Consider the following 23,519-nt stretch of genomic DNA (forward strand, 5'->3'; position numbering starts at 1 on the left):
GTGCCAAGCCGATCCCCCGCCGCCCGGTTCCGGTCCGCGCGTGCCGCGCGGCCGCGCGACGTGGCGCTGGCCGAGCTCGCAGGCACAATGATGGGATGCCAACGTGCCGGCACGCACCGGTGGCCCCCGACGTGAGCGAGGAATGATGACCACGGCGAAACAGTCGGTAGCCGCGGACCAGACCGCGCCCGACCACGAGGCGGTCCTCGTCGAGCTGACCGAGGCGCTGCGGCGGGTGCGCCGCGGTGACCTGAAGGTCCGGCTGCCCAGGCGGGCGGGCCGGGCCGGCGAGGTGGCGGACGCCTTCAACGAGGTGGTCTCCCTCCAGGAGCGGCAGTACCTGGACCTGCGCCGGATCAGCCGGATCGTCGGCCGGGACGGCCGGCTCACCGAACGCCTCGATGACGAGGGGCTGGACGGCTCGTGGGCGGAGGGGCAGCGGGCGATCAACTCGCTGATCGACGACCTGGGCCGGCCGACCACCGAGATCGCCCGGGTGATCGTGGCGGTCGCCGACGGCGATCTCTCCCAGCACATGGCGCTGGAGATCGACGGCCGGCCGCTGCGCGGTGAGTACCTGCGCATCGGGCGCACCGTGAACACGATGGTCGACCAGCTCTCCTCGTTCGCCGACGAGGTGACCCGGGTGGCCCGGGAGGTGGGCACCGAGGGCAAGCTGGGCGGCCAGGCCGACGTCCGCGGCGTCGCCGGCACCTGGAAGGACCTCACCGACTCGGTGAACACCATGGCGTCGAACCTCACCGGCCAGGTGCGGTCGATCTCCCAGGTGGCGACGGCGGTGGCCAAGGGCGACCTGTCGCAGAAGATCACCGTCGGGGCGCGCGGCGAGGTGGCCGAGCTGGCCGACACGATGAACTACCTCACCGACACCCTGCGGCTCTTCGCCGAGCAGGTGACCCGGGTGGCCCGGGAGGTGGGCACCGAGGGCAAGCTGGGCGGCCAGGCGGACGTGCCGAACGTCGCCGGCACCTGGAAGGACCTCACCGACAGCGTCAACTCGATGGCGTCGAACCTGACCAGCCAGGTGCGCAACATCGCCCAGGTCTCCACCGCGGTGGCCCGGGGCGACCTGTCACAGAAGATCACCGTGGCCGCCCAGGGCGAGATCCTGGAGCTCAAGGACACCATGAACACGATGGTGGACCAGCTCTCGTCGTTCGCCGACGAGGTGACCCGGGTGGCCCGTGAGGTGGGCACCGAGGGCAAGCTGGGCGGCCAGGCCCAGGTGCGCGGGGTCTCCGGCACCTGGCGCGACCTCACCGAGAACGTCAACCAGCTCGCCGGCAACCTGACCAGCCAGGTGCGCAACATCTCCCAGGTCTCCACCGCGGTGGCCAAGGGTGACCTGTCGCAGAAGATCACGGTCGACGCGCAGGGCGAGATCCTGGAGCTGAAGAACACCGTCAACACGATGGTGGACCAGTTGTCGTCGTTCGCCGACGAGGTGACCCGGGTGGCCCGTGAGGTGGGCACCGAGGGCAAGCTGGGTGGTCAGGCCCAGGTCAAGGGCGTCAGCGGTACGTGGCGGGACCTGACCGACAACGTGAACTCGATGGCGTCGAACCTGACCAGCCAGGTGCGCAACATCGCCTCGGTGACCACGGCGGTGGCCAAGGGCGACCTGTCCCAGAAGATCACCGTGGACGCCCGGGGCGAGATCCTGGAGCTGAAGTCGACGGTCAACACGATGGTGGACCAGCTGTCGTCGTTCGCCGACGAGGTGACCCGGGTGGCCCGTGAGGTGGGCACCGAGGGCAAGCTGGGCGGCCAGGCCCAGGTACGCGGGGTCGCCGGCACCTGGCGCGACCTGACCGACAACGTGAACTCGATGGCGTCGAACCTGACCGCCCAGGTGCGCAACATCGCCCAGGTCTCCACCGCGGTGGCCAAGGGTGACCTGTCGCAGAAGATCACGGTCGACGCGCAGGGCGAGATCCTGGAGCTGAAGTCGACGGTCAACACGATGGTGGACCAGTTGTCGTCGTTCGCCGACGAGGTGACCCGGGTGGCCCGTGAGGTGGGCACCGAGGGCAAGCTCGGCGGTCAGGCGCAGGTGAAGGGGGTTTCCGGCACCTGGCGGGATCTCACCGACAACGTGAACTCGATGGCGTCGAACCTGACCAGCCAGGTGCGCAACATCGCCTCGGTGACCACCGCGGTGGCCAAGGGCGACCTGTCCCAGAAGATCACCGTGGACGCGCAGGGCGAGATCCTGGAGCTGAAGAACACCGTCAACACGATGGTCGACCAGCTCTCGTCGTTCGCCGACGAGGTGACCCGGGTGGCCCGTGAGGTGGGCAGCGAGGGCAAGCTCGGCGGTCAGGCGCAGGTGAAGGGGGTCTCCGGCACCTGGCGGGACCTCACCGAGAACGTCAACCAGCTCGCCTCGACGCTCACCACCCAGCTGCGCGCGATCGCCCAGGTCTCCACCTCGGTGACCCGGGGCGACCTGACCCAGCGGATCGCGGTCAAGGCGCAGGGCGAGGTCGCCGAGCTGAAGGACAACATCAACCAGATGATCGTCACCCTCCGGGAGACGACCAAGAAGAACGCCGAGCAGGGCTGGCTCGACTCGAACCTGGCCCGGATCGGCGGCCTGCTCCAGGGCCAGCGCGACCTCGGCGAGGTCTGCCGCATGATCATGATGGAGGTGACCCCGCTGGTCGACGCGCAACTGGGTGCGTTCTTCCTGGCGGACACCTCCGAGGGCGTGATGCGGCTGCGGCTGACCGCCTCGTACGGCTACGTGGCGCGCGGGCACGACGTGACCTTCGGGCCGGGCGAGGGGCTGGTCGGCCAGACCGCGCTCTCCCGCCGGACCATCCGGGTCGGGGGCTCGCCGGACGGGCGGCTCACCCTGCGCTCCGGGCTGGCCGACACGCCGCCGGCCGACCTGGTCGTGCTGCCGGTGCTCTTCGAGGGCGAACTGCTCGGCGTGATCGAGTTCGCCAGCGTGACCCCCTTCTCCGAGCTGCACCTGTCGTTCCTGGAGCGGCTGGTGCTCACCATCGGCATCGCGGTGAACACCATCCAGGCGAACCGGCGCACCGAGGAGCTGCTGGCCCAGTCCCAGCGGCTGGCGCTGGAACTGCAGGAGCAGTCGGCGGAGCTGCAGCGCACCAACGCCGAACTGGAGGAGAAGGCCACCCTGCTCTCCGAGCAGAAGGGCAACATCGAGACCAAGAACCGGGAGATCGAGCTGGCCCGGTTGGGCCTGGAGGAGAAGGCGCAGCAGCTCACCCGGGCGTCGGCGTACAAGTCGGAGTTCCTGGCCAACATGAGCCACGAGCTGCGGACGCCGCTCAACTCGCTGCTGCTGCTGGCCCGGCTGCTGGCCGAGAACTCGGAGCAGAACCTCACCCCGAAGCAGATCGAGTTCGCCCGGACCATCCACAGCGCCGGCTCCGACCTGCTCTCGCTGATCGACGACATCCTCGACCTGTCCAAGATCGAGGCGGGCCGGATGGACGTCGAGCCGACCGAGGTCCGGTTCGAGGAGATCCGCGCGTACGTCGAGCAGGCGTTCGCCCCGCAGGCCGAGGAGAAGGGCCTGGACTTCCAGGTACGGGTCAGCAAGGACCTGCCGTCCTCGGTGGTCACCGACGCCCAGCGGCTGCAGCAGATCCTGCGCAACCTGCTCTCCAACGCGGTCAAGTTCACCGACAACGGCGCGGTGACGCTGCGCATCGCGCCGGCCGCGGAGAACGAGGTCTTCGACGTGCCGGCCCTGGTCAACGCCCGGCAGGTGATCGCCTTCACGGTGATCGACACCGGGATCGGCATCTCCGACGACAAGCTGTCGCTGATCTTCGAGGCGTTCCAGCAGGCCGACGGCACCACCAGCCGCCGCTACGGCGGCACCGGGCTGGGGCTGTCGATCAGCCGGGACCTGGCCCGGCTGCTCGGCGGCGCGATCAGCGTGACCTCGGCGCCCGGGCAGGGCTCGACGTTCACGCTCTTCGTGCCGGACGTGCTGGCGCCGGACGCGGTGGTGGCCCCGCTGCCACCGTCGCCGTCCCGCGCGGGACTGCCGTCCTCGCTGCTCATGCCGCCGGTGGAGCTGACCGAGCCGACGCCCGGCCCGACCACCCGGCGGCTCGAGGGGGCCACCGTGCTGATCGTGGACGACGACGTCCGGAACGTCTTCGCGCTGACCAGCGCGTTGGAACTGCACGGCATGACCGTGTTGTACTCGGACAACGGGGCGGACGGCGTTCGCCTGCTGGCCGAGCATCCGGAGGTGGACATCGTCCTGATGGACGCGATGATGCCGGACCAGGACGGTTACGAGACGACCCGGCAGATCCGGCGTAACCACCGCTTCGCCGACCTGCCGATCGTCTTCCTGACCGCGAAGGCGATGCCCGGGGACCGGGAGTCCGCCCTGGAGGCCGGCGGCAGTGACTACATCACCAAACCCGTCGACCTGGACGAGCTGATCGAGCTCATGGCGTCCTGGATCAGCGGCGGCCGGACCGAGGAGAGCTCGTGACCCAGATGGCGAAGGCGCTGCTGGTCGATGACCGGCGGGAGAACCTGATGGCACTGGAGGCGATCCTCCAGGGGCTGCCGGTCCAGTCGGTCGCCGTGGAGAGCGGCGAGGCGGCACTGAAGCAGCTGCTGGTGGACGACTTCGCGGTGATCCTGCTGGACGCCCAGATGCCGGAGATGGACGGCTTCGAGACGGCCAGTCACATCAAGCGCCGGGAGCGTACCCGGCATGTGCCGATCATCTTCCTCACCGCGGCCGACCGGGACGCCCAACTGGCCCTGCGCGGGTACGCGGTGGGCGCCGTCGACTACCTCACCAAGCCGTTCGACCCGTGGGTGCTGCGCGCCAAGGTGTCGGTCTTCGTGGAGCTGTGGGTCAAGACCCGGCAGTTGGCCGCCCAGTCCGACCTGGTGCGCGAGCGGGACGCGCAGTGGCGGATGCTCACCGACGCCGTGGACGAGGCGACCACCCTGCTGCGCGCCGACGACCCCGACGCCCACCACCGCGCCGTGGAGATCCTCGAACAAGCCCGCTGGGGCAACACCCCCTGACCTCCCGGCCTCCCTCCCACCCACGCGGGCACCCGAGCGGGGGGCGCGGGTGGGAGGGGGTCAGCCGGTGGTTTGGTCGTTGCGGATCATCAGGGCGGAGCGGAGGCCGGTGATGTCCAGGACGCGGAGCAGGAAGTCGCCCACGTGGGTGAGGACGAGCAGACTCTGCGCGTGACTGGCCTTGCGGCTGAGTACCACCAGAGTGCCCAGGCCCTGTGAGTCGCAGAAGGTGACCCCGCCGAGGTCGAGCACGATGCGCGGTGGCGGGTCGGTCAGCACCTCATTGACGACTGTCGACAGCTGGGCGGCCGTGAGCATGTCGATCTCACCGGCGAGGCGCAGCACTGCTTCGTCGCCCGTCCGGTGTACCGTGATGGACAGTTCGGCACGATCCACCCGGTCAGCCTATCGCGATCTCGACCACCCGGCCCGTCGAGGCGAGCCGATCGGGCCCGATCCGGGCGCCCGATCGCCGGCCGGGCGCGTGGCGGGCCGCCGGCCGGCAGCGCGAGCGGGTGAGACTGGTAACCCCCGCGCGGGGTGCCTGCCGATTCGCCGTCCGGCGCTGACACAATGGCCGCATCGTGACCGATATGTTTCCCGCCGGATCCGGCCGTTACCCGGCCGACGCGCCGGCCTCCGAGGCCCTGTTCGACCGCGCCCGCGCCCTCGTGCCGGGCGGGGTGAACTCGCCGGTGCGCGCGTTCCGCGCCGTCGGCGGCACCCCGCGCTTCATGGTCCGGGGGGAGGGTCCCTGGCTCTACGACGCCGACGACCGGCGCTACGTCGACCTGGTCTGCTCCTGGGGGCCGCTGATCCTCGGTCACGCCCACCCGGAGGTGGTCGCCGCCGTGCAGGCCGCCGCGGCCCGGGGCACCAGCTTCGGCACCCCGACGCCCGGCGAGGTGGAGCTGGCCGCCGAGATCGTCGACCGCACCCCGGTCGAGCAGGTCCGGCTGGTCAACTCCGGCACCGAGGCGACCATGTCGGCGATCCGACTGGCCCGCGGCTTCACCGGCCGCTCCAAGATCGTGAAGTTCGCCGGCTGCTACCACGGGCACGTCGACGCGCTGCTCGCCGCCGCCGGCTCCGGCGTGGCCACCCTCGGCCTGCCCGACTCGCCCGGCGTCACCGGCGCGGCGGCGAGCGAGACCATCGTGCTGCCGTACAACGACGTCCGGGCGGTGGAGGAGACGTTCGCCGCCGAGGGCCAGCACATCGCCGCGGTCATCACCGAGGCCGCCGCCGGCAACATGGGCGTGGTCGCCCCGCGCGACGGCTTCAACCAGGAACTGGCCCGGATCGCGCACGCGCACGGCGCGCTGCTCATCGTCGACGAGGTGATGACCGGGTTCCGGGTCTCCCGCTCCGGCTGGCACGGCCTCGACGCCAGCGACGCCGACCTGTGGACGTACGGCAAGGTCATGGGGGGTGGGCTGCCCGCCGCGGCGTTCGGCGGCCGGGCGGAGGTGATGGCCCGGCTCGCCCCGGCCGGCCCGGTCTACCAGGCCGGCACGCTCTCCGGTAACCCGCTGGCCTGCGCCGCCGGCCTGGCCACGCTGCGGCTGGCCGACGAGGCGGTCTACCGCAAGCTCGACGACACGGCCGCCGTCGTGGGCAAGCTGGCATCCGACGCGCTGGCCGCCGCCGGGGTGCCGCACCGGCTGTCGTACGCGGGCAGCATGTTCTCGATCTTCTTCACCGACGCCGACGTGGTCGACTACGACAGTGCCCGCACCCAGCAGGTGCCGGCCTTCAAGGCGTTCTTCCACGCGATGCTCGCGGCCGGGGTCTACCTGCCGCCGAGCGCGTTCGAATCGTGGTTCGTGTCGGCGGCGCTGGACGACGCCGCGCTGGAACAGATCGCCGCCGCGCTGCCGGGTGCGGCCGCCGCGGCGGCGTCGGCGGGTCTCGGGGGGTAGCGGTGAGTACGACGGTGGTCCACGTGCTGCGGCACGGCGAGGTGCACAACCCGGACAAGATCCTCTACGGCCGGCTGCCCGGGTTCCGCCTCTCCGAACTCGGTGTGCAGATGGCCAAGGCGGCGGCGCAGGGGCTGGCCGACCGGGAGATCGTGCACGTGGTGGCGAGCCCGCTGGAGCGCGCCCAGCAGACCGCCGAGCCGATCGCCGCGCAGTTCGGGCTGCCGGTCGGCGTGGACGAGCGGCTGATCGAGAGCGCCAACTGGTTCGAGGGCAAGAAGGTCTCCCCGGGTGACGGCTCGTTCCGCGACCCGCGCAACTGGTGGGTGCTGCGCGACCCGGTCACCCCGTCCTGGGGCGAGGCGTACCGGGCCATCGCCGAGCGGATGTTCGCCGCCCTGCACGCCGCCCGGGTGGCCGCCGAGGGACGCGAGGCGGTGCTGGTCTCGCACCAGCTGCCGATCTGGACGCTGCGCCGCCACATCGAGCGCAAGCGGCTCTGGCACGACCCGCGCAAGCGGCAGTGCGGGCTGGCCAGCCTCACCTCGTTCCACTTCGAGGGTGCCAAGGTGGTCGGCATCGGCTACTCCGAGCCGGCCGCCCACCTGATCGCGATGTCGCCGACCGCCCGGACGGCCAAGGGGGCCTGATGAACGTCCGGAGGTGGACCGGCGCTCTGCTCGCCGCCGTCACCGCGGTGGCGGTGGCCGGCTGCTCGCCGGCGGGTGGGGAGGAGGCCTGCGCCAACCGGGACGGCATCATCGAGTGCGCGCCCGACCAGCGGTCCGCCGCCCCGAAGCTCGCCGGTGAACTGCTCACCGGCGGCAGCTACGACGTCGCCACCGCCCGCGGCCAGGTCGTGGTGGTCAACTTCTGGGGTTCGTGGTGCGCGCCCTGCCGGGCCGAGGCGGACGACCTGGAGGCCACCTACCAGGCCACCAAGGGCTCCGGGGTGACCTTCCTCGGCATCAACGTGCAGGACCAGCGGGACAAGGCGAAGGCCTTCGAGGAGGGCCGGGTCAGCTACCCGAGCCTGTACGACCCGCCGAGCCGGCTCGCGCTCGCCCTGGACATCCCGCCGAACACCATCCCGGCCACCGTGGTGCTGGACCGGGAGGGGCGGATCGCCGCGGTGATCCGGGCGGCGGTCAAGCAGGAGGGCCTGCAGCCCATCGTCGAGCGGATCGCCGCCGAGTCGCCGGCGCCGACCGGTCAACGCTGATGGGCGAGACGTTCCGGGAACTGGCGCAGAGCGGCCCGCTGCTGCTCGCCATCGGCGCGGCCGCGCTGGCCGGGCTGGTCAGCTTCCTCTCCCCGTGCGTGCTCCCGCTGATGCCCGGTTACCTGTCGTACGTGACCGGGCTGGCCGGGGCCGACCTGGAGGGCCGCCCGAAGCCGGGCCCGGCCGCCGGAGGCGATCCGGACACCTCGGGCGGCGGGCTGGCCGTCGCCGCCCGGCCGCTGGCCAGGACCGCTGTCAAGGGCCGGGTGCTGGCCGGGACGCTGCTCTTCGTCGCCGGCTTCACCGTCGTCTTCACCGCCACCGCTATCCTCTTCGCCGGGTTCGGGCGGATCTTCTTCGACCACGAGCGGACGCTGGAGATCGTCATCGGCGCGCTGGTGGTGCTGCTCGGCCTGGGCTACCTCGGGCTGGTGCCGGGGATGCAACGGGAGTTCCGGATCCACCGGCTGCCCGCCGCCGGGCTGCTCGGCGCGCCGGTGCTCGGCGCGGTCTTCGCGCTCAGTTGGGTGCCCTGCGTCGGCCCGACGCTGGGCGCGGTGCTCGGCATGGCCGCGATCGAGGGGCAGACCGACCGGGCCGTGGTGCTCGCCGTGGCGTACTGCCTCGGGTTGGGGATACCGTTCGTCGCCTTCGGGCTGGGCTTCCAGCGCCTGCTCGGAGTGTTCCGGGCCGTCCGGCGCAACAGCCGTTGGGTCACCCGGATCGGCGGCGCCCTGCTGATCCTGATCGGCCTCGCGCTGGTCACCGGCGGGTGGACCAACTTCGTGATCTGGCTGCAGACCACCGTCGGGGTGGGCGAGGTGAGCATCTGATGACCGTCGTGGACGATCGGCCGGCATCCCCGGCCGAGGCTCCCCGTCGCCGGCCCAACCCGGTGCTGGCCCTGCTGCGCAACTCCTGGCGGCAGTTGACCAGCATGCGTACCGCGCTGGTGCTGCTCTTCCTGCTCGCCGTCGCCGCCATCCCCGGTTCGGTGCTGCCCCAGCGCGGGGTCAACCCGGAGGATGTCCGGGACTACTTCGTCGCGCACCCCGACCTGGCGCCGGTGCTGGACCGGATCGGCGCCTTCGAGGCGTTCGGCTCGGTCTGGTTCTCCGCGATCTACCTGCTGCTGTTCACCTCGCTGATCGGCTGCATCACGCCCCGGCTGCGCGACCACGCCCGGGCGCTGCGGGCGAAGCCGCCGGTCGCGCCGAAGCGGCTGGACCGGCTGCCGCAGCACGCGGTGCTGGCCGCGCCGGCCGGCGGCGCGGCGGCGATCGCCGAGGTGCTGCGCCGGCGGCGCTGGCGGGTGGTGGTCCGCGGCGACGAGGTCTCCGCTGAGAAGGGCTACCTCAAGGAGACCGGCAACCTGCTCTTCCACACCTCGATGGTGGTGGTGCTGATCGGCGTCGCGCTCGGCTCCTGGTACGGCTGGAGCGGCAACCGGCTGCTGGTCGCCGGCGCGGACAACGCGTTCTGCAACACCCAGCAGCAGTACGCCGAGACGAAGTTCGGCCCCCGGGTGAACAGCGCCGACCTGCCCGGTTTCTGCCTGCGGCTGGACGACTTCGAGGCGGAGTTCCTCGAGGACAACGGCCAGCCGAAGTTCTTCAACGCCAAGGTGACCGTCGACGAGGAGGGCCGCGGGCCGCGCCCGGCCGAGTTCTCGGTGAACTCTCCGCTGCGGGTGGACGGCGCCAACGTCTACCTGCTCGGCCACGGGTACGCCCCGGTGATCCGCTACACCGACCGGTTCGGCCGCAGCCAGACCAGCACGACGCCGTTCCTCACCACCGGGGACATCGGGATCACCGGCGAGGGCGTGGCCGCCTTCCCGGACGCGAACGTCGACCCGGCCACCGGGCGGCGCGACCCCGACCTTCAGATGGCCTTCACCGGGCTGTACCTGCCGACCGCCCCGCAGCAGGGGCCGTTCGTCCGGTCGGAGTTCCCGACCGAGCGCAACCCGCTGCTCAACCTCGTCGCGTACCGGGGCAACCTCGGCCTGGACGCGGGCATCCCCGGGTCGGTCTACGAGTTGGACCAGCGGCAGGTGCGGACCGGCAAGGTCAAGGAGGTCGGCACCAAGCTGCTCAAGGTCGGCGAGACCTGGACCCTGGACGACGGCACCAAGCTGGAGTTCCTGGGGACGGAGCCGTACATCGTGCTGTCCGTCCGGTACGACCCGGGCTCGACGCTGCTGCTGGTGAGCGCCGCGACGCTGCTCGCGGGCCTGATGGGCTCGCTCTTCGTCCGCCGCCGGCGGGTCTTCTTCCGGGTGCTCCCGGCCGGCGTCGTCGTCCCGGCGGGTGGTTCCGCCGACCCGGCGAGTGGATCTCCGACGGGCGGTAGTAGTTTGGTCGAGGCCGGTGGATTGCCGCGCACCGACCACCCCGGGTTCGCCGACGAGTTCGCACAGCTCGTGGCCGCGGTCAGCGGTGACGAGCGGGTGGACGAGCGGGCCGGTGCGGATCGCGACGGAGGCGAGCCGGCCGGAGCGCGAGAAGGAGCCGAGTGATGTCCGCACTCTCCGACCAGCTGGTGTCGTTCGCGATCCTGGCGTACCTGGTCGCCATGATCAGCCACGCGGTCGAGTACGCGCTCGGCAACGCCCGCGCCCAGGTCGCCGCGCCGGCGCGGGAACTGGTCGGTGCCGGTGTCGGTGCGGCCGGTGGCAGCGTTCCAGCCGAGCCGGTCGTGGCCGAGTCGACCACCGCCGGGCGCAGCGCGCACCGGGCCCGGCTGGCCGGTCGGATCGCGGTCGGCGTCACCGCGCTCGGCGGCCTGCTGCACCTCGCGGCGCTGGTCACCCGCGGCATCGCGGCCGACCGGATGCCGTGGGGCAACATGTACGAGTTCGTGCTCACGGTCTCGTTCATCGGCGTCGCCGCCTGGCTGGTGGTGCTCTGGAAGCGGCCGTCGCTGCGCCGCCTCGGGCTTTTCCTGACCCTGGTGATGGTGCTGCTGGTGGCCACCGCCGAGCTGGTGCTCTACGTGCCGGTGGTGCCGCTGGTGCCGGCGCTCAACTCGTACTGGTTCGTCATCCACGTCTCGACCGTCGTGTTCAGCTCCGGCATCTTCCTGCTGGGCGTGGTGCCGGCGGTGGCGTACCTGATGCGGGCCGGTTACGAGCGCGGCCAGCGCAGCTTCCCGTACACCCTGGCCAAGCGGCTGCCGGCGGCGGCCGCGCTGGAGCGGCTGACCTTCGTGCTGCACGCCTTCGCGTTCCCGGTCTTCACCTTCGCGGTGATCGCCGGGGCGATCTGGGCCGAGGCCGCCTGGGGGCGGCCGTGGGGCTGGGACCCGAAGGAGACCTGGTCGTTCATCTCCTGGGTGATCTACGCCGGCTACCTGCACGCCCGGGCCACTCCGAGCGTGCGGCGGAACGTGGCCACCTGGCTGGCCGTGGTCGGCTTCTGCACCATGCTGATGAACCTGTTCGGCGTGAACATCTTCTTCGAGGGCCTGCACTCCTACGGCGGCCTCGACTGAACCCGCTCCCGTCGTTGGTGACGTCGCCCTGAGGGCGGCCGGCGGGGCCGGTCAGCCGCCGAACCAGCCGGGCACGTCGAGCCGGAACCAGTTGGCCGGGGTGACCACCCGCAGGTCGTCCTCCAGCGCGGCCACCCGGTCCGCGCCCAGCGTGTCCGCCCAGCGCTGCCGGAGCTGGTCGAAGACCACCGCCGAGCGGCGCAGCCCGTCGTGCCCGCGCGTGGTCATCCGGACCAGCTTGCGCCGGGCGTCGCGGGGATCGTCGGCACGTTCCAGGTAGCCGAGGGCGACCAGCCGGTCGACCGTCTTGCCGGCCGCCTGCTTGGAGATGCCCAGCCGCTGGCCCAGTTCGGTGGCGGTGGTGCCGTCGGCGCCGACCGCCTGGAGCACGAAGCCGTGCAGTGGGCGCAGCTCGGGGTGCCCCTGCCGGGCCAGCTCGGCGTGCAGGTCGTCGATGAGCGTACGGAAGCCGGCCAGCAGCAGCAGGGGCAGCAGGAAGCCGGGCCGGTCGGGGTCAGTTGCCATGTTCGACAACCAGGTTTACCATTTGGACAACCACGTTGACGATCGTACGTCACGGCCGGCGCGAGTCCGCGCGCCGTGCCGCCCCTGCCCGATGAAAGGCCCAACCGTGCCCGTCTTCACCCCGCACACCGTCGAGACCGCTCCCGCCGCCGCCCGCCCGACCATCGAGGGGGTACGCCGCAAACTCGGCCACCTGCCCACCGCTGTCGGCCTGATGGCCGAGTCCCCGGAGCTGCTCACCGGATTCCTCACCGTCACCGGCATCTTCGACAAGTGCGACCTCGGCCCGATCGACCGGGAGGTCGTCGTGCTGACCGTCGCCACCCGCAACGAGTGCCACCTCTGCGTCGCCATGCACACCGCCACCCTGACCCGACACGGCGCGGCGCCGGAGCTGATCGAGGCGCTGCGCGCCGGCACGCCGCTGCCCGACGACCGGCTCGAGGCGCTGCGCCGGTTCACCCACGCCGTGCTCGACCACCGGGGCGCGGTGCCCGAGGCGGAGCTGTCCGCGTTCCTGGCGGCCGGCTACCAGCCCCGGCACGCGCTGGACGTGGTGCTCGGCGTCGGCACGTACACCATCTCCACCTTCGCCAACCGGCTCACCGCCGCACCGGTCGACCCGCCGCTGGCCCGGTACGCCTGGCAGCCCGCCGCCTGACCGCGGCCGGCGGCCCGCTGAACGCCCGGCCGTGACCCGGTCGCCGGTCGCTCAGCGTTCGGCGGCGACCCGGTCGAGCCACTCGCCGACCAACGCGTCGAAGAGGCCGGGCTGCTCGATCTGCAGGTTGTGGCCGGCCACGTCGAGCACCGCGAACGTCGCCCGCGGGTAGTGCGGCAGCAACGCGAACTGGTCGAGGTAGCCGGTGACGTGGTCCTGCCGCCCGGTCAGGACCAGGGTCGGCCGGGTGAACGGCGCGCCACCCTCCGGGTCCTCGGTGAGGGTCCACCGCTGCCGGATCCGGGCCATCGCCACGGCGTCGGCCGCGTCCAGCCCGGCCATGACCTCCTCGCGGAACCGGCGCAGCGTCTCGGGCGTCTGCACGACCGAGATGTCGGCGAACTCGGTGGCGGTGCGCGCGTCGGTCGCGGCGAGCAGGGCCGGGTCGGGACGGAGCACCTGCCGTTCCGGCACCCTGCGGTCCGCCTGCTCCACGGCGGTGCCGGTGGGGCAGATCAGCGCCAGGCCGAGCACCTGGTCGGGGCGGGAGCGGGCGAGCGCGCGGGCCAGGTAGCCGCCGTACGACTCGCCGACCAGCAGGAACGGCTCGTCGCCGAGCAGGTCGTCGACGAGGTCCTGAACGGTGTCGAGCACGTCGTCGGAGCTGGCGATCTCCGCCGGGGCGGGCGAGGCGCCCATCCCGGGCAGGTCCGGGTAGAGCCGCCGGTAGCCGGTGCGCCCGGCGAACACCGGTTCCAGGCAGCCGAGCATCAGCCGGTGGTCCGGGGTCCAGCCGTGCAGCGCCAGCACCGGGGTGCCCGCTCCCCGCTCGACGACCTTCAACGACACGGACGTGCGGCGCGGCATCCCGGCTCCCCTCGTACTCCTGCGACGGCCCGGGGATGGTGCCACCCGGCACCGACATTCCGGCCCGGTCCGGGCGGCCGGTGTGGTGGAGTGCACACGGCCGGCGGCGGCATCCGCCCACCCGGCGTGGGCGGCCCGCCAGCGGGTGCGGGAGACTGGCTGGCATGGCGGCTCGTGGCTTCCCGTACAACGATCTGAAGGACTTCCTCGCGGCGCTGGAGCGCGCGGGCGAACTCCGGCGGGTGAGCGCTCCGGTCGACCCCACCCTGGAGATCAGCGAGATCGTCACCCGTACGGTCCGGGCCGGCGGCCCGGCGCTGCTCTTCGAGCGGCCGACCCGCGGCGAGATGCCGGTGGCGATCAACCTCTTCGGCACCGAGAAGCGGATGGCGATGGCGCTCGGGGTGGAGCACCTCGACGAGATCGGCGAGCGGATCGGCAACATGCTCAAGCCGGAGCTGCCGATGGGCCTCTCCGGGATGATGGACGGCCTCGGCAAGGTCATGCAGCTCAAGTCGATGCCGCCGAAGAAGGTCAGGACCGCCCCCTGCCAGCAGGTGGTCTACCGCGGCGACGACGTCGACCTGAACCGGCTGCCGGGGCTGCAGGTCTGGCCGGGCGACGGCGGGATCTTCCACAACTTCGGGCTGACCCACACCAAGCACCCGGAGACCGGCAAGCGCAACCTCGGGCTCTACCGGCTCCAGCAGCACTCGCACAACACGATCGGCATGCACTGGCAGATCCACAAGAACTCCACGGCGCACCACGCGGTCGCCGAGCGGCTCGGGCAGCGGCTGCCGGTGGCGATCGCCATCGGCGCCGACCCCGCGGTCGCGTACGCCGCCAGCGCGCCGCTCCCCGCCGACATCGACGAGTACCTGTTCGCCGGGTACCTGCGCGGCGAGCGGGTGGAGATGGTGGACTGCCTGACCGTTCCGCTGCAGGTGCCGGCGCACGCGCAGATCGTCCTGGAGGGCTACCTCGAGCCGGGCGAGCGGCTGCCGGAGGGCCCGTTCGGCGACCACACCGGCTTCTACACGCCCGTGGAGCCGTTCCCGGTGATGCACATCGAGTGCATGACCATGCAGCGCGACCCGGTCTACCACTCGATCGTCACGTCCCAGCCGCCGCAGGAGGACCACGGCCTCGGCAAGGCCACCGAGCGGATCTTCGCGCCGCTGCTGCGCTTCCTGATCCCGGACATCGTCGACTACGACCTGCCCGCCGCCGGGGTGTTCCACAACTGCGCGATCGTGTCGATCCGCAAGCGCTACCCGAAGCACGCGCAGAAGGTGATGAACGCGATCTGGGGGGCGCACATGATGTCGCTGACCAAGCTGATCGTGATCGTCGACGAGGACTGCGACGTGCACGACTACAACGAGGTCGCCTTCCGCGCCTTCGGCAACGTCGACTACGCCCGCGACCTGCTGCTCACCGAGGGGCCGGTGGACCACCTGGACCACGCGTCGTACCAGCAGTTCTGGGGCGGCAAGGCGGGCGTCGACGCGACCCGCAAGCTGCCCGAGGAGGGCTACACCCGGGGCTGGCCGGAGGAGATGCGGATGTCGCCCGAGGTGGTCTCGCTGGTCGACAAGCGTTGGAAGGAGTACGGGATCTGATGGCCGTCGTGGACGCGCCGGTCGAGCGGCCGGGCCGGGTCAAGTCCTTCCTCAGGCTGGTCGCGATCGAGCACTCGGTGTTCGCGCTGCCGTTCGCGTACCTGTCGGCGCTGACCGCCATGCAGGTCGACGGCGGGCGGGTGCGCTGGCTCGACCTGCTGCTGATCACCGTGGCGATGGTCGGCGCGCGGACGTTCGCGATGGCCGCCAACCGGATCCTGGACCGGCGGATCGACGCGCGGAACCCGCGTACCGCCTCGCGCGAACTGGTCACCGGGGCGGTGAGCGTGCGGACGGCCTGGACCGGCGCGGCCGTCGCGCTGGTGGTCTTCCTGGCCGCCGCCGCCCTGCTCAACCCGCTCTGCCTCGCGCTGGCGCCGCTGGCCGTGGTGCCGCTGGTCGTCTACCCGTACGGCAAGCGGTTCACCAACTGGCCGCACGCCATCCTCGCGGTCGCCCAGGCGGTCGGCCCGGTCGGCGCCTGGCTGGCGGTCACCGGCACCCTCGACGGCTCCGGGCCGGCCTGGCTGCTCGGCGCTGCCGTCGGGCTCTGGATCGGCGGGTTCGACCTGATCTACGCCTGCCAGGACGCCGAGATCGACCGGCGGATCGGCGTGCACAGCGTGCCGGCCCGGTACGGGCTGCGGTTCGCCCTGCACGCGTCGACCGTCGCGCACGTGGTGACCTTCGCGCTCTTCGCCTGGTTCGGCGCGTTGGTCGGGTTCGGCTGGCTCTGGTGGATCGGCCTGGCGCTGACCGCTGTCGCCTTCGGCTACCAGCACCTGGTGGTCAGCCCGACCGACCTGAGCCGGGTCAACCGGGCGTTCTTCACCGCCAACGGCTTCGTCGGCATCGCGCTGTTCGCGTTCGCCCTGCTCGACCTGGTGGTCCGGCTCGGCCTGCGGCCCTGACCGGCGGATCGCCACCCCGCGCCGGGCGGTCCCGGCCCGCCCGTGGTCCCAACGTGCGGCGATCCGGGGGCGGCCGACGGCCGGCGGCGGCGACCAGGCAGGCTGGAGGGCATGCGCGAGCCATGGGTGGTCGGGGTGTCCGGGGCGTCCGGCACGCCGTACGCGGCGGCCGTCGTCCGGGGGCTGCTCGACGCCGGGCAGCCGGTTGACCTGATCGTTTCCCGGGCGGCCCGGCTGACCCTGCTGGACGAGACCGGGCGGCCGTTCCGGGACGGGCACTGGGCCGAGGACCTCGCCGCCTGGCTGGGCCGGGACCTGGCCGGCGCCGACCTGCGGCACTGGCCCGCCGGCGACCTGGCGGCCGGGCCGAGCAGCGGCTCCTACCCGGTACGCGGGATGGTGGTGGTGCCGGCCAGCACGGCGGCCTGCGCGGGCATCGCGATCGGCCTCTCCAAGGATCTGCTGCAACGGGCGGCCGAGGTCAACCTCAAGGAGCGGCGGCCGATGGTGGTGGTGCCGCGGGAGACCCCGGTGACCCGTAGCCACCTCGAACACCTCATCGCGCTGCACGACGCCGGTGCGGTCGTGCTCCCGGCGAGTCCGGGCTTCTACGGCGCGGGTGCGGCGGCGTCCGCCGCGCAGCTGGTGGACTTCGTGGCCGGCAAGGTGCTGGACGCGCTGGGCGTGCCGCACACCCTGTTCCGGCGCTGGTCGGGCGAGTTGGGCGCGGCCCGGGACCAGTGGTGAGTCAGGACGCGGACCGGACCCCGCGTCCGGTCCGCGTGCCGATCCTCAGTACATTCCGGCGTTGGCCGGACCGGGCCCGGTCGAGGCGGCGGGGCCCACGTTGCGCGGTTTGCCCACGTCCTCCGCCTCGTCCAGCATGCCCTCCCCTTCCAGCAGGGCGCGCACCTCGGATTCCCGAAACCGGCGATGCCCGCCTGGAGTCCGGATGCTTCCTATCCGGCCCGCCGCCGCCCATCTCGTCACAGTCTTCGGGTCAACCCGAAACAGTGCGGCGACCTCTCCCGGTGTCAGCAGGCGATCTCCAGTGTCCACAGCCCCCTCCTCGCGTCGACGAAGCCCCCGGCTGAACACACTGCCCCCGGCCGGTGCGAGCCCAGAGCCGTCATGAGGGACGTATGGCAATTACAGCACCAGCGACCTGGCCTGTCCGCCAAACGCGAAAAACGCACTGAGTGGGAAGTTAGTAAATGGTACCGGCGTTGCTCTCCCGTCACCGTCAGTCTGCGAACAGTCACCTGCTGTTATATCCAACGGATACCGAACGCCCGGCGTTACGCCTGTGCGACTAGGGTCTACATTCCGTGGACGCCATCGACCTGAGCCTCGTGGAGCTGTTGCGCGGCAACGCCCGCCTGTCCTACGCCGAACTGGCCCGACAGGTCGGCCTCTCGGCTCCCGCCGTACACGAACGGGTCGGCAAGCTGGAGGCCGGCGGGGTGATCCGGGCGTACCGGGCGGAGATCGACCCCGAGGCGGTCGGGCTCGGCGTGACCGCCCTGATCGGCATCATCGAGGACTCCGGTGCGGACACCGACGACGTGCTGGAGGCGTTCCGGGCGATACCCGAGATCGAGTCCTGCTATTTCATGGCCGGCGTCGAGTCGTTCCTGCTCAAAGCCCGGGTGACCACCATCACCGAGCTGGAGCGGCTGATCGTGCGGTTGAACCGGACGCCCGGGGTGGCCTCCACCCGCACCGGCATCGCGCTGTCGACCAAGTGGGAGAACCGCCCACAACCGGTCACCCCGCCCTCCGCCTGACCGCCCGGGCCGGCCGGCCGCGGTCGGCTCTGGCGCGGCCCGGGCGGTCCGCTCTGGCGCGGCCCGGGGCGGCGGCGGTAGCGTGCGCCGATGAACACGCCCGCACCCGGAGCCGCCGTGGTGACCGGTGCGGCGGGCGGGCTCGGCCGGGCGCTCGCCGCCGCGCTGCACGCCGACGGCTGGCCGGTGCTCCTCACCGACCTCGACGCGGCCGCGGTCGCCGAGGCCGCGGCCCCGCTCGGCGGCTGGTCCCGCCCGCTGGACGTCCGCGACGAGGAGGCCTGCGCGGCGGTGGCCGCCGAGGCGGCCGACCGGGGCGGTCTCGGGCTCTGGGTGAACAACGCCGGGATCCTGGTCACCGGGCCGTCCTGGGCGCACGACGCGGCGACCCGGCGGCGGGTCGTCGAGGTGAACACCCTCGGCGCGATGAACGGCACCCTCGCCGCGCTGACGGTGATGCGCGCCCAGGGCCACGGGCACGTGCTCAACGTCGTGTCGCTGGCCGGGCTGATCGCGGCCCCCGGCGAGACCGTCTACGCGGCCAGCAAGCACGCCCTGCTCGCGTTCAGCCTGGGCACCCTGGCCGACCTGCGGGCGGCCGGGCACCGGGGCGTACACGTGTCGTGCCTGTGCCCGGACGGGATCTGGACGCCGATGCTGCACGACCGGCTGGACGACCCCGGCGCGGCGGTCTCCTTCACCGGCACGCTGCTCACGCCGGAGCGGGTGGCCGCGCGGGCCGCCCGGCTGGCCCGGCGGCCCCGGCCGGTGGTCAGCCTGCCGCGCTGGCGTGGCGCGCAGGTGCGGCTGCTGGACACGCTGCCCCGACTCGCCGTCGGGCTGACCCCGGTGATCGCGGCGGTCGGCCGGGCCGGCCAACGGCGGCAGCGCCGCCGGGGCGGCGCGGCGCGGCCCTGACCGGCCTTGTTAGGTTTCCGGCGTGACTCATCTCGACCGGTGCGACGAGGCCAGCCGGGCGTGGGTGACCGAGGCGATCGCCACCGTGGAGGCCGACGCCAACCGGTCCGCCGACACCCACCTGCTGCCCTTCCCGCTGCCCAGGGAGTGGGGCATCGACCTCTATCTGAAGGACGAGTCGGTGCACCCCACCGGCTCGCTGAAGCACCGGCTGGCCCGTTCGCTCTTCCTGTACGGGCTCTGCAACGGCTGGATCGGCCCGGAGACCACCATCGTGGAGGCCTCGTCCGGGTCGACGGCGGTCAGTGAGGCGTACTTCGCCCGGATGCTCGGGCTGCCGTTCATCGCGGTGATGCCGGCCTCCACCTCGCCGGAGAAGATCGCCCAGATCGAGTTCCAGGGCGGCCGCTGCCACCTGGTCGAGGACCCGGCCCGGGTGGTCGTGGAGGCCCGCTGGCTGGCCGAGGACACCGCTGGGCACTTCATGGACCAGTTCACCTACGCCGAGCGGGCCACCGACTGGCGGGGCAACAACAACATCGCCGAGTCGATCTACGCGCAGCTCGCCCTGGAACGCCACCCGGTGCCGGCCTGGATCGTGGTGGGCGCGGGCACCGGCGGCACCAGCGCCACCATCGGCCGGTACGCCCGCTACCGCCGGCTGCCCACCAAGCTCTGCGTGGTCGACCCGGAGAACTCCGCGTTCTACCCCGCCTGGCAGGCGGCCGACTGGTCGATCCGCACCGGCCGGGGCTCCCGGATCGAGGGGATCGGCCGGCCGAGCGTGGAGCCGTCCTTCCTGCCCTCGGTGGTCGACCGGATGGTGCAGGTGCCGGACGCCGCGTCGCTGGCCGCCATGCGGGCCGCCTCGGCGGTGCTCGGCCGGCGGGTGGGCGGCTCGACCGGCACCAACCTCTGGGGCGCGTTCGGGCTGATCGCCGGGATGCTCGCCGACGGCCGGCGGGGCTCGGTGGTCACCCTGATCTGCGACGCCGGTGACCGGTACGCGGACACCTACTACGCCGACTCCTGGGTGGCTGCCCAGGGCCTCGACCTGGAGCCCCACCTGGCCACCGTCGAGCGCTTCCTCGCCACCGGCGCCTGGCCCGCCTGACCCCCCGCCCGCGCCGTCGCCCCGCCCGCGCGCGCCGGGGCCGCACGAACAGAGAAAGAGTGGCCATTCCGTGGAAGATGGCCACTCTTTCGAAGGAGCGGGTCGGTGGCCCGCGGTGGGAGCGCTCAGGCGCCGGCGGAGCGCTCGGCGAGGCCGGGGTAGCGCAGCACGTAGCCGTTGGCGTCCAGCTCCAGGTCGGCGGTGAAGGTGTCGCTGGCGAAGCGGACCCGGCGCGGGCCGAGCGCGGTGTAGACCTGCTCGGCCGGGACCACCTGCAGGCCCGGCACCAGCACCCAGGCGACGGTGATCCGCCGCACCGTGTCCGGCGGCGCGTCGATCAGCCCGAGCCGGCGTACCGGCAGGACGTTGAAGAGTGCCGAACCGCCGAGGTCGATGTCGAGCGCGTCGGCCAGTCGGTCCGGATCGTCGGTGCCGGGCAGCCCGGCCGGCGGGTGGCCGGCCGCGGTCAACGCGCCGTCCAGGTCACCCTGCTCGGCGGTGGTCACCCGCCACCGGTCGGCCGCCCGCTCCAGCCGTACGCTGCGCAGCCAGCCCGCCCCCTCGACCTCGATCTCGAGCCGGGTGCTCGCCCACCCCTCGTCGGTGGCCAGCTGGTAGCGGCAGGTGTAGGGGATCGGGTCCACGGCCAGCTGGGTGCCCCGCGCGGTCAGCCCCCGGGTGTCGTCGAACCGGGCGTGCTCGGCGCCGGCGGTGTCCGTCCGGGTCCAGAAGAGCGACTTCGGCATGGTCGGCATGAGCCGGACGTTACGCGACCCGGCCCAGGTCGGCAGGGCATGCGGAAACGCCGCCACGAAGCTTCGGCTCCGGGCGGCGTTTCCGTTGTGTCGTACGGCTCAGTGGGTACGCGCCGGCGGCCGGCCGCCGTGGCCGCGCCGGTCGTCACGCGGCCGGTCGTCCCGGCCCCGGCCCTCCGGCCGGAACCCGCCCCGGTCGCCGTAGCGCCGCTCACCCTGCGGCCGCTCACCGTGCGCCCGGCCGTCGGTCGGGCGGTCGCCGTAGCGCCGCTCGCCGTGCGGGCGGTCGGCGAACCGGCGCTCGCCCCGGTCCTCGAAGCCACGGGTGCCGTAGCCGCGGCCGTCGGCCGGCCGGTCCCCGAAGCGGCGCTCGGCCCGCTCAGCGTGACCGTCGTTGAACCGCCGCTCGCCCTGCGGGCGGTCGCCAAACCGCCGCTCGCCCCGGTCGTCGAAGCCGCGGGCGCCGTAGCCGCGGCCATCGGCCGGCCGGTCGCCGTGGCGCCGGCCGTCGCGCTCGCCGTAGCTCCGGCCGTCGGCCGGCCGGTCGCCGAAGCGGCGCTCGGCCCGCTCACCGTGGCCGTTGAACCGGCGCTCGCCCTGCGGGCGGTCGCCGTAGCGGCGCTCCGGCCGGCCGTCGCGGTCGCCGAAGCGGCGCGGGCCACCGGGCCGGTCGCCGTGCCGGCGCGGCTGTTCGGGTTCGTCGCGCACCGGTACGCCGCTCGGCTCGCGGGCGCCGGTCAGCTCGGCGAGCGCCGGGTCGCCGGCCCGTACCCGGGTCTGCGCCGGCTCCACGCCGGCCTTCTCCAGCATGGCGAGGGTGGTCCGGCGCTGCTTGGGCAGGACCAGGGTGGCCACCGCGCCCGACTCGCCGGCCCGCGCGGTGCGCCCGGCCCGGTGCAGGTAGTCCTTCGGGTCCTTCGGCGGGTCGACGTGCAGCACCAGCGACACCCCGTCCACGTGGATGCCCCGGGCCGCCACGTCCGTGGCGACCAGCACGTTCATCCGGCCCTCGCGGAACTCGGCCAGGGTGCGGGTGCGCATCCGCTGGGTCTTGCCGCCGTGCAGCCCGCCGGCCCGTACGCCCACCGCGGCCAACTGCTCGACCAGCCGGTCCACGCCGAGCTGGGTGCGGGCGAAGACCATGGTCCGGCCCTCCCGGGCGGCGATCGACGCCGCCACCGGGAACTTGTCGTGCGGCGGGATCAGCAGCAGGTGGTGGTCCATGGTGGAGACCGCAGCGGTCGGCGGTGCGGTGGAGTGCGTGACCGGGTCGGTCATGAACCGCTTGACCAGCGCGTCGACGTCACCGTCCAGAGTGGCCGAGAAGAGCAGCCGCTGCGCGCCGGCCGGGGTCTTGGCCAGCAGCTCGGTGACCTCCGGCAGGAAGCCCATGTCGGCCATCTGGTCGGCCTCGTCGAGCACGGTGACCTCGACGTCGTCGAGGCGGCAGACGCCGCGCTCGATCAGGTCGCCGAGCCGCCCCGGTGTGGCCACGACGATCTCCACGCCGCGCCGCAGGGCGTCGATCTGCCGGTCGTACGGCACGCCGCCGACGGCGGTCTTGAGGAACACCCCGACCGCCTTGCCGAGCGGCAGCAGCGCGTCGTTGACCTGCATGGCCAGTTCCCGGGTCGGCACCAGGACCAGGGCCCGCGGGTGCAGCGGGCGGGCCCGCTCCCCGGCGGCGACCCGGGCGAGCACCGGCAGGCCGAAGGCGAGGGTCTTGCCGGAGCCGGTCTGGCCCCGGCCGAGGACGTCCCGGCCGGCCAGCGCGTCCGGCACGGTGGCGCGCTGGATCTCGAACGGGGCGGTGATGCCCTGCCGGGCGAGCGCGCGGACCAGCGGCTGGGGCAGCCCCAGGGCGGCGAAGTCAGGGGCCGGCGGAGCGTCGGCCGGCTCGGCGGCGGTCACCGTGTCGGTCGGTCCGGTGGCGGTCACCGCGGCGGCCGGTTCGGTGGGATCTCCGGTGGAGGCGTCGAAGGCGGACGGAAACGTGCTGGGATCAGCAAAGGTGGTCAAGAAATGCCTTTCGAGCGGGGCGCATCTTCGCGATGGCCGGTCGCGGCTCACCGCCGCCGAATCGCTCGCAAGATCGCCCATGGGCGCGCAGGACGCGCGCCGGGTCAGTGATCTCCACAAGTGTACGGCGGAGAGACCGGCCCGCCAGGGTGACGCGGAGCCGTAGTGGGCGGGCTCACCATCGCCCCGGCAGCGAGGGTCAGTTGGTCAGGATGCCGCCCACCAGACCGTCCATGACGTCGTTGGCGAGCAGCACGACCAGCACGCTGATCGCCACGAGCAGGCCCAGCGAGGCCGCCAGAACGATCACCACCCGGGTGTTGCTGGACCGTTCGGCGGCCGGCGAGTCGGCCCAGCCCTGGGCCAGGATGTGCCCGGTCAGTGAGCCGGAGTTCTCCAGCGGATTGCCGGCGGGGAAGGAGACAGTGGCGAATCCCGGCCCGTCGGTGCCGGCGCCGTAGACCGTGCTGGCCAGGTCCGGCCCGCCGTCGTACCGGCCGGGCCGCCCGGCGGGCGGGGCGGTGACCGGGCTGGAGGCCGACCAGCCGGCGGCACCGGCGGGCGCCGACGGCTCCGGCCCGCCGGCCCGGTCGCTCCGCCGGTCGGCCGGGGCGGCCGGCGGAGCGACCGGGCC

At 72.8% G+C, this 23,519-nt stretch carries 21 protein-coding genes and 1 pseudogene; 15 read left to right on the plus strand and 7 right to left on the minus strand.

The features are described from left to right. Positions 1–145 precede the first annotated feature (145 nt). Together DLJ47_RS27070 and DLJ47_RS27075 are read left to right on the plus strand one after the other, a co-directional pair. The gene (locus DLJ47_RS27070; RefSeq protein WP_109904091.1) at positions 146–4,513 is read left to right on the plus strand and encodes a HAMP domain-containing protein; all 4,368 of its coding nucleotides are present in this window, start codon (positions 146–148) and stop codon (positions 4,511–4,513) included. Beyond that, entirely contained in the window at positions 4,510–5,064 is a 555-nt protein-coding gene (locus DLJ47_RS27075) for a response regulator (protein ID WP_109904061.1), read from the plus strand. The genes DLJ47_RS27070 and DLJ47_RS27075 overlap by 4 nt, the downstream gene beginning before the upstream one ends. Positions 5,065–5,124: 60 nt before the next feature. On the opposite strand, the gene DLJ47_RS27080 is transcribed toward DLJ47_RS27075, so the two are convergent. Next, positions 5,125–5,460: an STAS domain-containing protein gene (locus DLJ47_RS27080; RefSeq protein ID WP_088996971.1), complete on the minus strand. Its 336-nt coding sequence runs from the start codon at positions 5,458–5,460 to the stop codon at positions 5,125–5,127. Between the two features lie 188 nt (positions 5,461–5,648). Between DLJ47_RS27080 and hemL the strand changes: the two genes are divergently transcribed. The 6 genes from hemL to ccsB are packed head-to-tail and all read left to right on the plus strand — an operon-like array spanning position 5,649 to position 11,703. Beyond that, on the plus strand, positions 5,649–6,986 hold the full coding sequence (gene hemL, locus DLJ47_RS27085) for a glutamate-1-semialdehyde 2,1-aminomutase (protein WP_109904063.1): 1,338 nt from the start codon (positions 5,649–5,651) through the stop codon (positions 6,984–6,986). Between the two features lie 2 nt (positions 6,987–6,988). Next, positions 6,989–7,636: a histidine phosphatase family protein gene (locus tag DLJ47_RS27090; RefSeq protein ID WP_088996973.1), complete on the plus strand. Its 648-nt coding sequence runs from the start codon at positions 6,989–6,991 to the stop codon at positions 7,634–7,636. Continuing rightward, positions 7,636–8,208 (plus strand): TlpA family protein disulfide reductase, encoded by a 573-nt coding sequence (locus tag DLJ47_RS27095; RefSeq protein WP_109904065.1) that lies wholly within the window; start codon positions 7,636–7,638, stop codon positions 8,206–8,208. Before DLJ47_RS27090 ends, DLJ47_RS27095 begins: the two co-directional genes overlap by 1 nt. Beyond that, positions 8,208–9,041, plus strand: coding sequence for a cytochrome c biogenesis CcdA family protein (locus tag DLJ47_RS27100; RefSeq protein WP_109904067.1), 834 nt, complete (start codon positions 8,208–8,210; stop codon positions 9,039–9,041). The genes DLJ47_RS27095 and DLJ47_RS27100 overlap by 1 nt, the downstream gene beginning before the upstream one ends. Further along, positions 9,041–10,729 carry a cytochrome c biogenesis protein ResB gene (resB, locus tag DLJ47_RS27105; RefSeq protein WP_109904069.1) on the plus strand — a complete coding sequence of 563 codons (1,689 nt, stop codon included), beginning with the start codon at positions 9,041–9,043 and terminating at the stop codon, positions 10,727–10,729. The genes DLJ47_RS27100 and resB overlap by 1 nt, the downstream gene beginning before the upstream one ends. Further along, on the plus strand, positions 10,729–11,703 hold the full coding sequence (gene ccsB, locus DLJ47_RS27110; protein ID WP_109904071.1) for a c-type cytochrome biogenesis protein CcsB: 975 nt from the start codon (positions 10,729–10,731) through the stop codon (positions 11,701–11,703). The genes resB and ccsB overlap by 1 nt, the downstream gene beginning before the upstream one ends. Before the next feature lie 51 nt (positions 11,704–11,754). Here ccsB and DLJ47_RS27115 read toward each other — a convergent pair whose 3' ends face one another. Beyond that, complete coding sequence (locus tag DLJ47_RS27115; RefSeq protein ID WP_109904073.1) at positions 11,755–12,228, minus strand: MarR family winged helix-turn-helix transcriptional regulator; 474 nt, start codon at positions 12,226–12,228, stop codon at positions 11,755–11,757. 106 nt (positions 12,229–12,334) lie between these two features. On the opposite strand from DLJ47_RS27115, the gene DLJ47_RS27120 reads away from it, so the two are divergent. Further along, a complete protein-coding gene (locus tag DLJ47_RS27120) occupies positions 12,335–12,889 on the plus strand; it encodes a carboxymuconolactone decarboxylase family protein (RefSeq protein ID WP_109904075.1) in 555 nt (184 codons plus the stop codon). Between the two features lie 51 nt (positions 12,890–12,940). Here the strand turns inward: DLJ47_RS27120 and DLJ47_RS27125 are convergent, their stop codons facing one another. Then, complete coding sequence (locus DLJ47_RS27125) at positions 12,941–13,756, minus strand: alpha/beta fold hydrolase (RefSeq protein WP_109904077.1); 816 nt, start codon at positions 13,754–13,756, stop codon at positions 12,941–12,943. Positions 13,757–13,920: 164 nt separating this feature from the next. Here DLJ47_RS27125 and DLJ47_RS27130 point away from each other — a divergent pair, with 164 nt between their 5' ends. The 3 genes from DLJ47_RS27130 to DLJ47_RS27140 all read left to right on the plus strand — a co-directional run bounded on the left by DLJ47_RS27130 (position 13,921) and on the right by DLJ47_RS27140 (position 17,039). Continuing rightward, on the plus strand, positions 13,921–15,381 hold the full coding sequence (locus DLJ47_RS27130; protein ID WP_109904079.1) for a menaquinone biosynthesis decarboxylase: 1,461 nt from the start codon (positions 13,921–13,923) through the stop codon (positions 15,379–15,381). Continuing rightward, entirely contained in the window at positions 15,381–16,292 is a 912-nt protein-coding gene (gene mqnP, locus DLJ47_RS27135) for a menaquinone biosynthesis prenyltransferase MqnP (RefSeq protein ID WP_109904081.1), read from the plus strand. Before DLJ47_RS27130 ends, mqnP begins: the two co-directional genes overlap by 1 nt. A 111-nt stretch (positions 16,293–16,403) precedes the next feature. After that, positions 16,404–17,039 (plus strand): UbiX family flavin prenyltransferase, encoded by a 636-nt coding sequence (locus tag DLJ47_RS27140; protein WP_109904083.1) that lies wholly within the window; start codon positions 16,404–16,406, stop codon positions 17,037–17,039. Between the two features lie 45 nt (positions 17,040–17,084). On the opposite strand, the gene DLJ47_RS27145 is transcribed toward DLJ47_RS27140, so the two are convergent. After that, the gene (locus tag DLJ47_RS27145; RefSeq protein WP_088996984.1) at positions 17,085–17,351 is read right to left on the minus strand and encodes a BldC family transcriptional regulator; all 267 of its coding nucleotides are present in this window, start codon (positions 17,349–17,351) and stop codon (positions 17,085–17,087) included. 269 nt (positions 17,352–17,620) lie between these two features. Between DLJ47_RS27145 and DLJ47_RS27150 the strand changes: the two genes are divergently transcribed. The 3 genes from DLJ47_RS27150 (at position 17,621) to DLJ47_RS27160 (ending at position 20,111) form a co-directional block, all read left to right on the plus strand. Beyond that, the gene (locus DLJ47_RS27150) at positions 17,621–18,079 is read left to right on the plus strand and encodes an Lrp/AsnC family transcriptional regulator (RefSeq protein WP_109904085.1); all 459 of its coding nucleotides are present in this window, start codon (positions 17,621–17,623) and stop codon (positions 18,077–18,079) included. 90 nt (positions 18,080–18,169) lie between these two features. After that, the gene (locus DLJ47_RS27155; protein ID WP_109904087.1) at positions 18,170–18,997 is read left to right on the plus strand and encodes an SDR family NAD(P)-dependent oxidoreductase; all 828 of its coding nucleotides are present in this window, start codon (positions 18,170–18,172) and stop codon (positions 18,995–18,997) included. Between the two features lie 22 nt (positions 18,998–19,019). After that, on the plus strand, positions 19,020–20,111 hold the full coding sequence (locus DLJ47_RS27160; protein WP_109904089.1) for a PLP-dependent cysteine synthase family protein: 1,092 nt from the start codon (positions 19,020–19,022) through the stop codon (positions 20,109–20,111). A 125-nt stretch (positions 20,112–20,236) separates the two neighbouring features. On the opposite strand, the gene DLJ47_RS27165 is transcribed toward DLJ47_RS27160, so the two are convergent. From DLJ47_RS27165 to DLJ47_RS37135, 3 genes and pseudogenes are all read right to left on the minus strand, one after another. Beyond that, positions 20,237–20,866 (minus strand): putative glycolipid-binding domain-containing protein, encoded by a 630-nt coding sequence (locus DLJ47_RS27165; RefSeq protein WP_233258036.1) that lies wholly within the window; start codon positions 20,864–20,866, stop codon positions 20,237–20,239. Positions 20,867–20,965: 99 nt separating this feature from the next. Beyond that, positions 20,966–22,885: a DEAD/DEAH box helicase gene (locus DLJ47_RS27170; protein ID WP_233258037.1), complete on the minus strand. Its 1,920-nt coding sequence runs from the start codon at positions 22,883–22,885 to the stop codon at positions 20,966–20,968. A 199-nt stretch (positions 22,886–23,084) separates the two neighbouring features. Further along, a pseudogene (locus tag DLJ47_RS37135) lies at positions 23,085–23,519 on the minus strand (hypothetical protein); the annotation flags it as partial.

Origin of the sequence: Micromonospora sp. S4605 (genome assembly GCF_003176715.1) — a bacterium.
Lineage (GTDB): Bacteria > Actinomycetota > Actinomycetes > Mycobacteriales > Micromonosporaceae > Micromonospora > Micromonospora echinaurantiaca.

Coding starts and splice junctions, on each gene's coding strand:
- DLJ47_RS27070 (WP_109904091.1), top strand. CDS start 146: ATGACCACGGCGAAACAGTCGGTAGCCGCGGACCAGACCGCGCCCGAC.
- DLJ47_RS27095 (WP_109904065.1), top strand. CDS start 7,636: ATGAACGTCCGGAGGTGGACCGGCGCTCTGCTCGCCGCCGTCACCGCG.
- DLJ47_RS27100 (WP_109904067.1), top strand. CDS start 8,208: ATGGGCGAGACGTTCCGGGAACTGGCGCAGAGCGGCCCGCTGCTGCTC.
- resB (WP_109904069.1), top strand. CDS start 9,041: ATGACCGTCGTGGACGATCGGCCGGCATCCCCGGCCGAGGCTCCCCGT.
- ccsB (WP_109904071.1), top strand. CDS start 10,729: ATGTCCGCACTCTCCGACCAGCTGGTGTCGTTCGCGATCCTGGCGTAC.
- DLJ47_RS27115 (WP_109904073.1), bottom strand. CDS start 12,228: ATGGCAACTGACCCCGACCGGCCCGGCTTCCTGCTGCCCCTGCTGCTG.
- DLJ47_RS27125 (WP_109904077.1), bottom strand. CDS start 13,756: ATGCCGCGCCGCACGTCCGTGTCGTTGAAGGTCGTCGAGCGGGGAGCG.
- DLJ47_RS27130 (WP_109904079.1), top strand. CDS start 13,921: ATGGCGGCTCGTGGCTTCCCGTACAACGATCTGAAGGACTTCCTCGCG.
- mqnP (WP_109904081.1), top strand. CDS start 15,381: ATGGCCGTCGTGGACGCGCCGGTCGAGCGGCCGGGCCGGGTCAAGTCC.
- DLJ47_RS27140 (WP_109904083.1), top strand. CDS start 16,404: ATGCGCGAGCCATGGGTGGTCGGGGTGTCCGGGGCGTCCGGCACGCCG.
- DLJ47_RS27155 (WP_109904087.1), top strand. CDS start 18,170: ATGAACACGCCCGCACCCGGAGCCGCCGTGGTGACCGGTGCGGCGGGC.
- DLJ47_RS27165 (WP_233258036.1), bottom strand. CDS start 20,866: ATGCCGACCATGCCGAAGTCGCTCTTCTGGACCCGGACGGACACCGCC.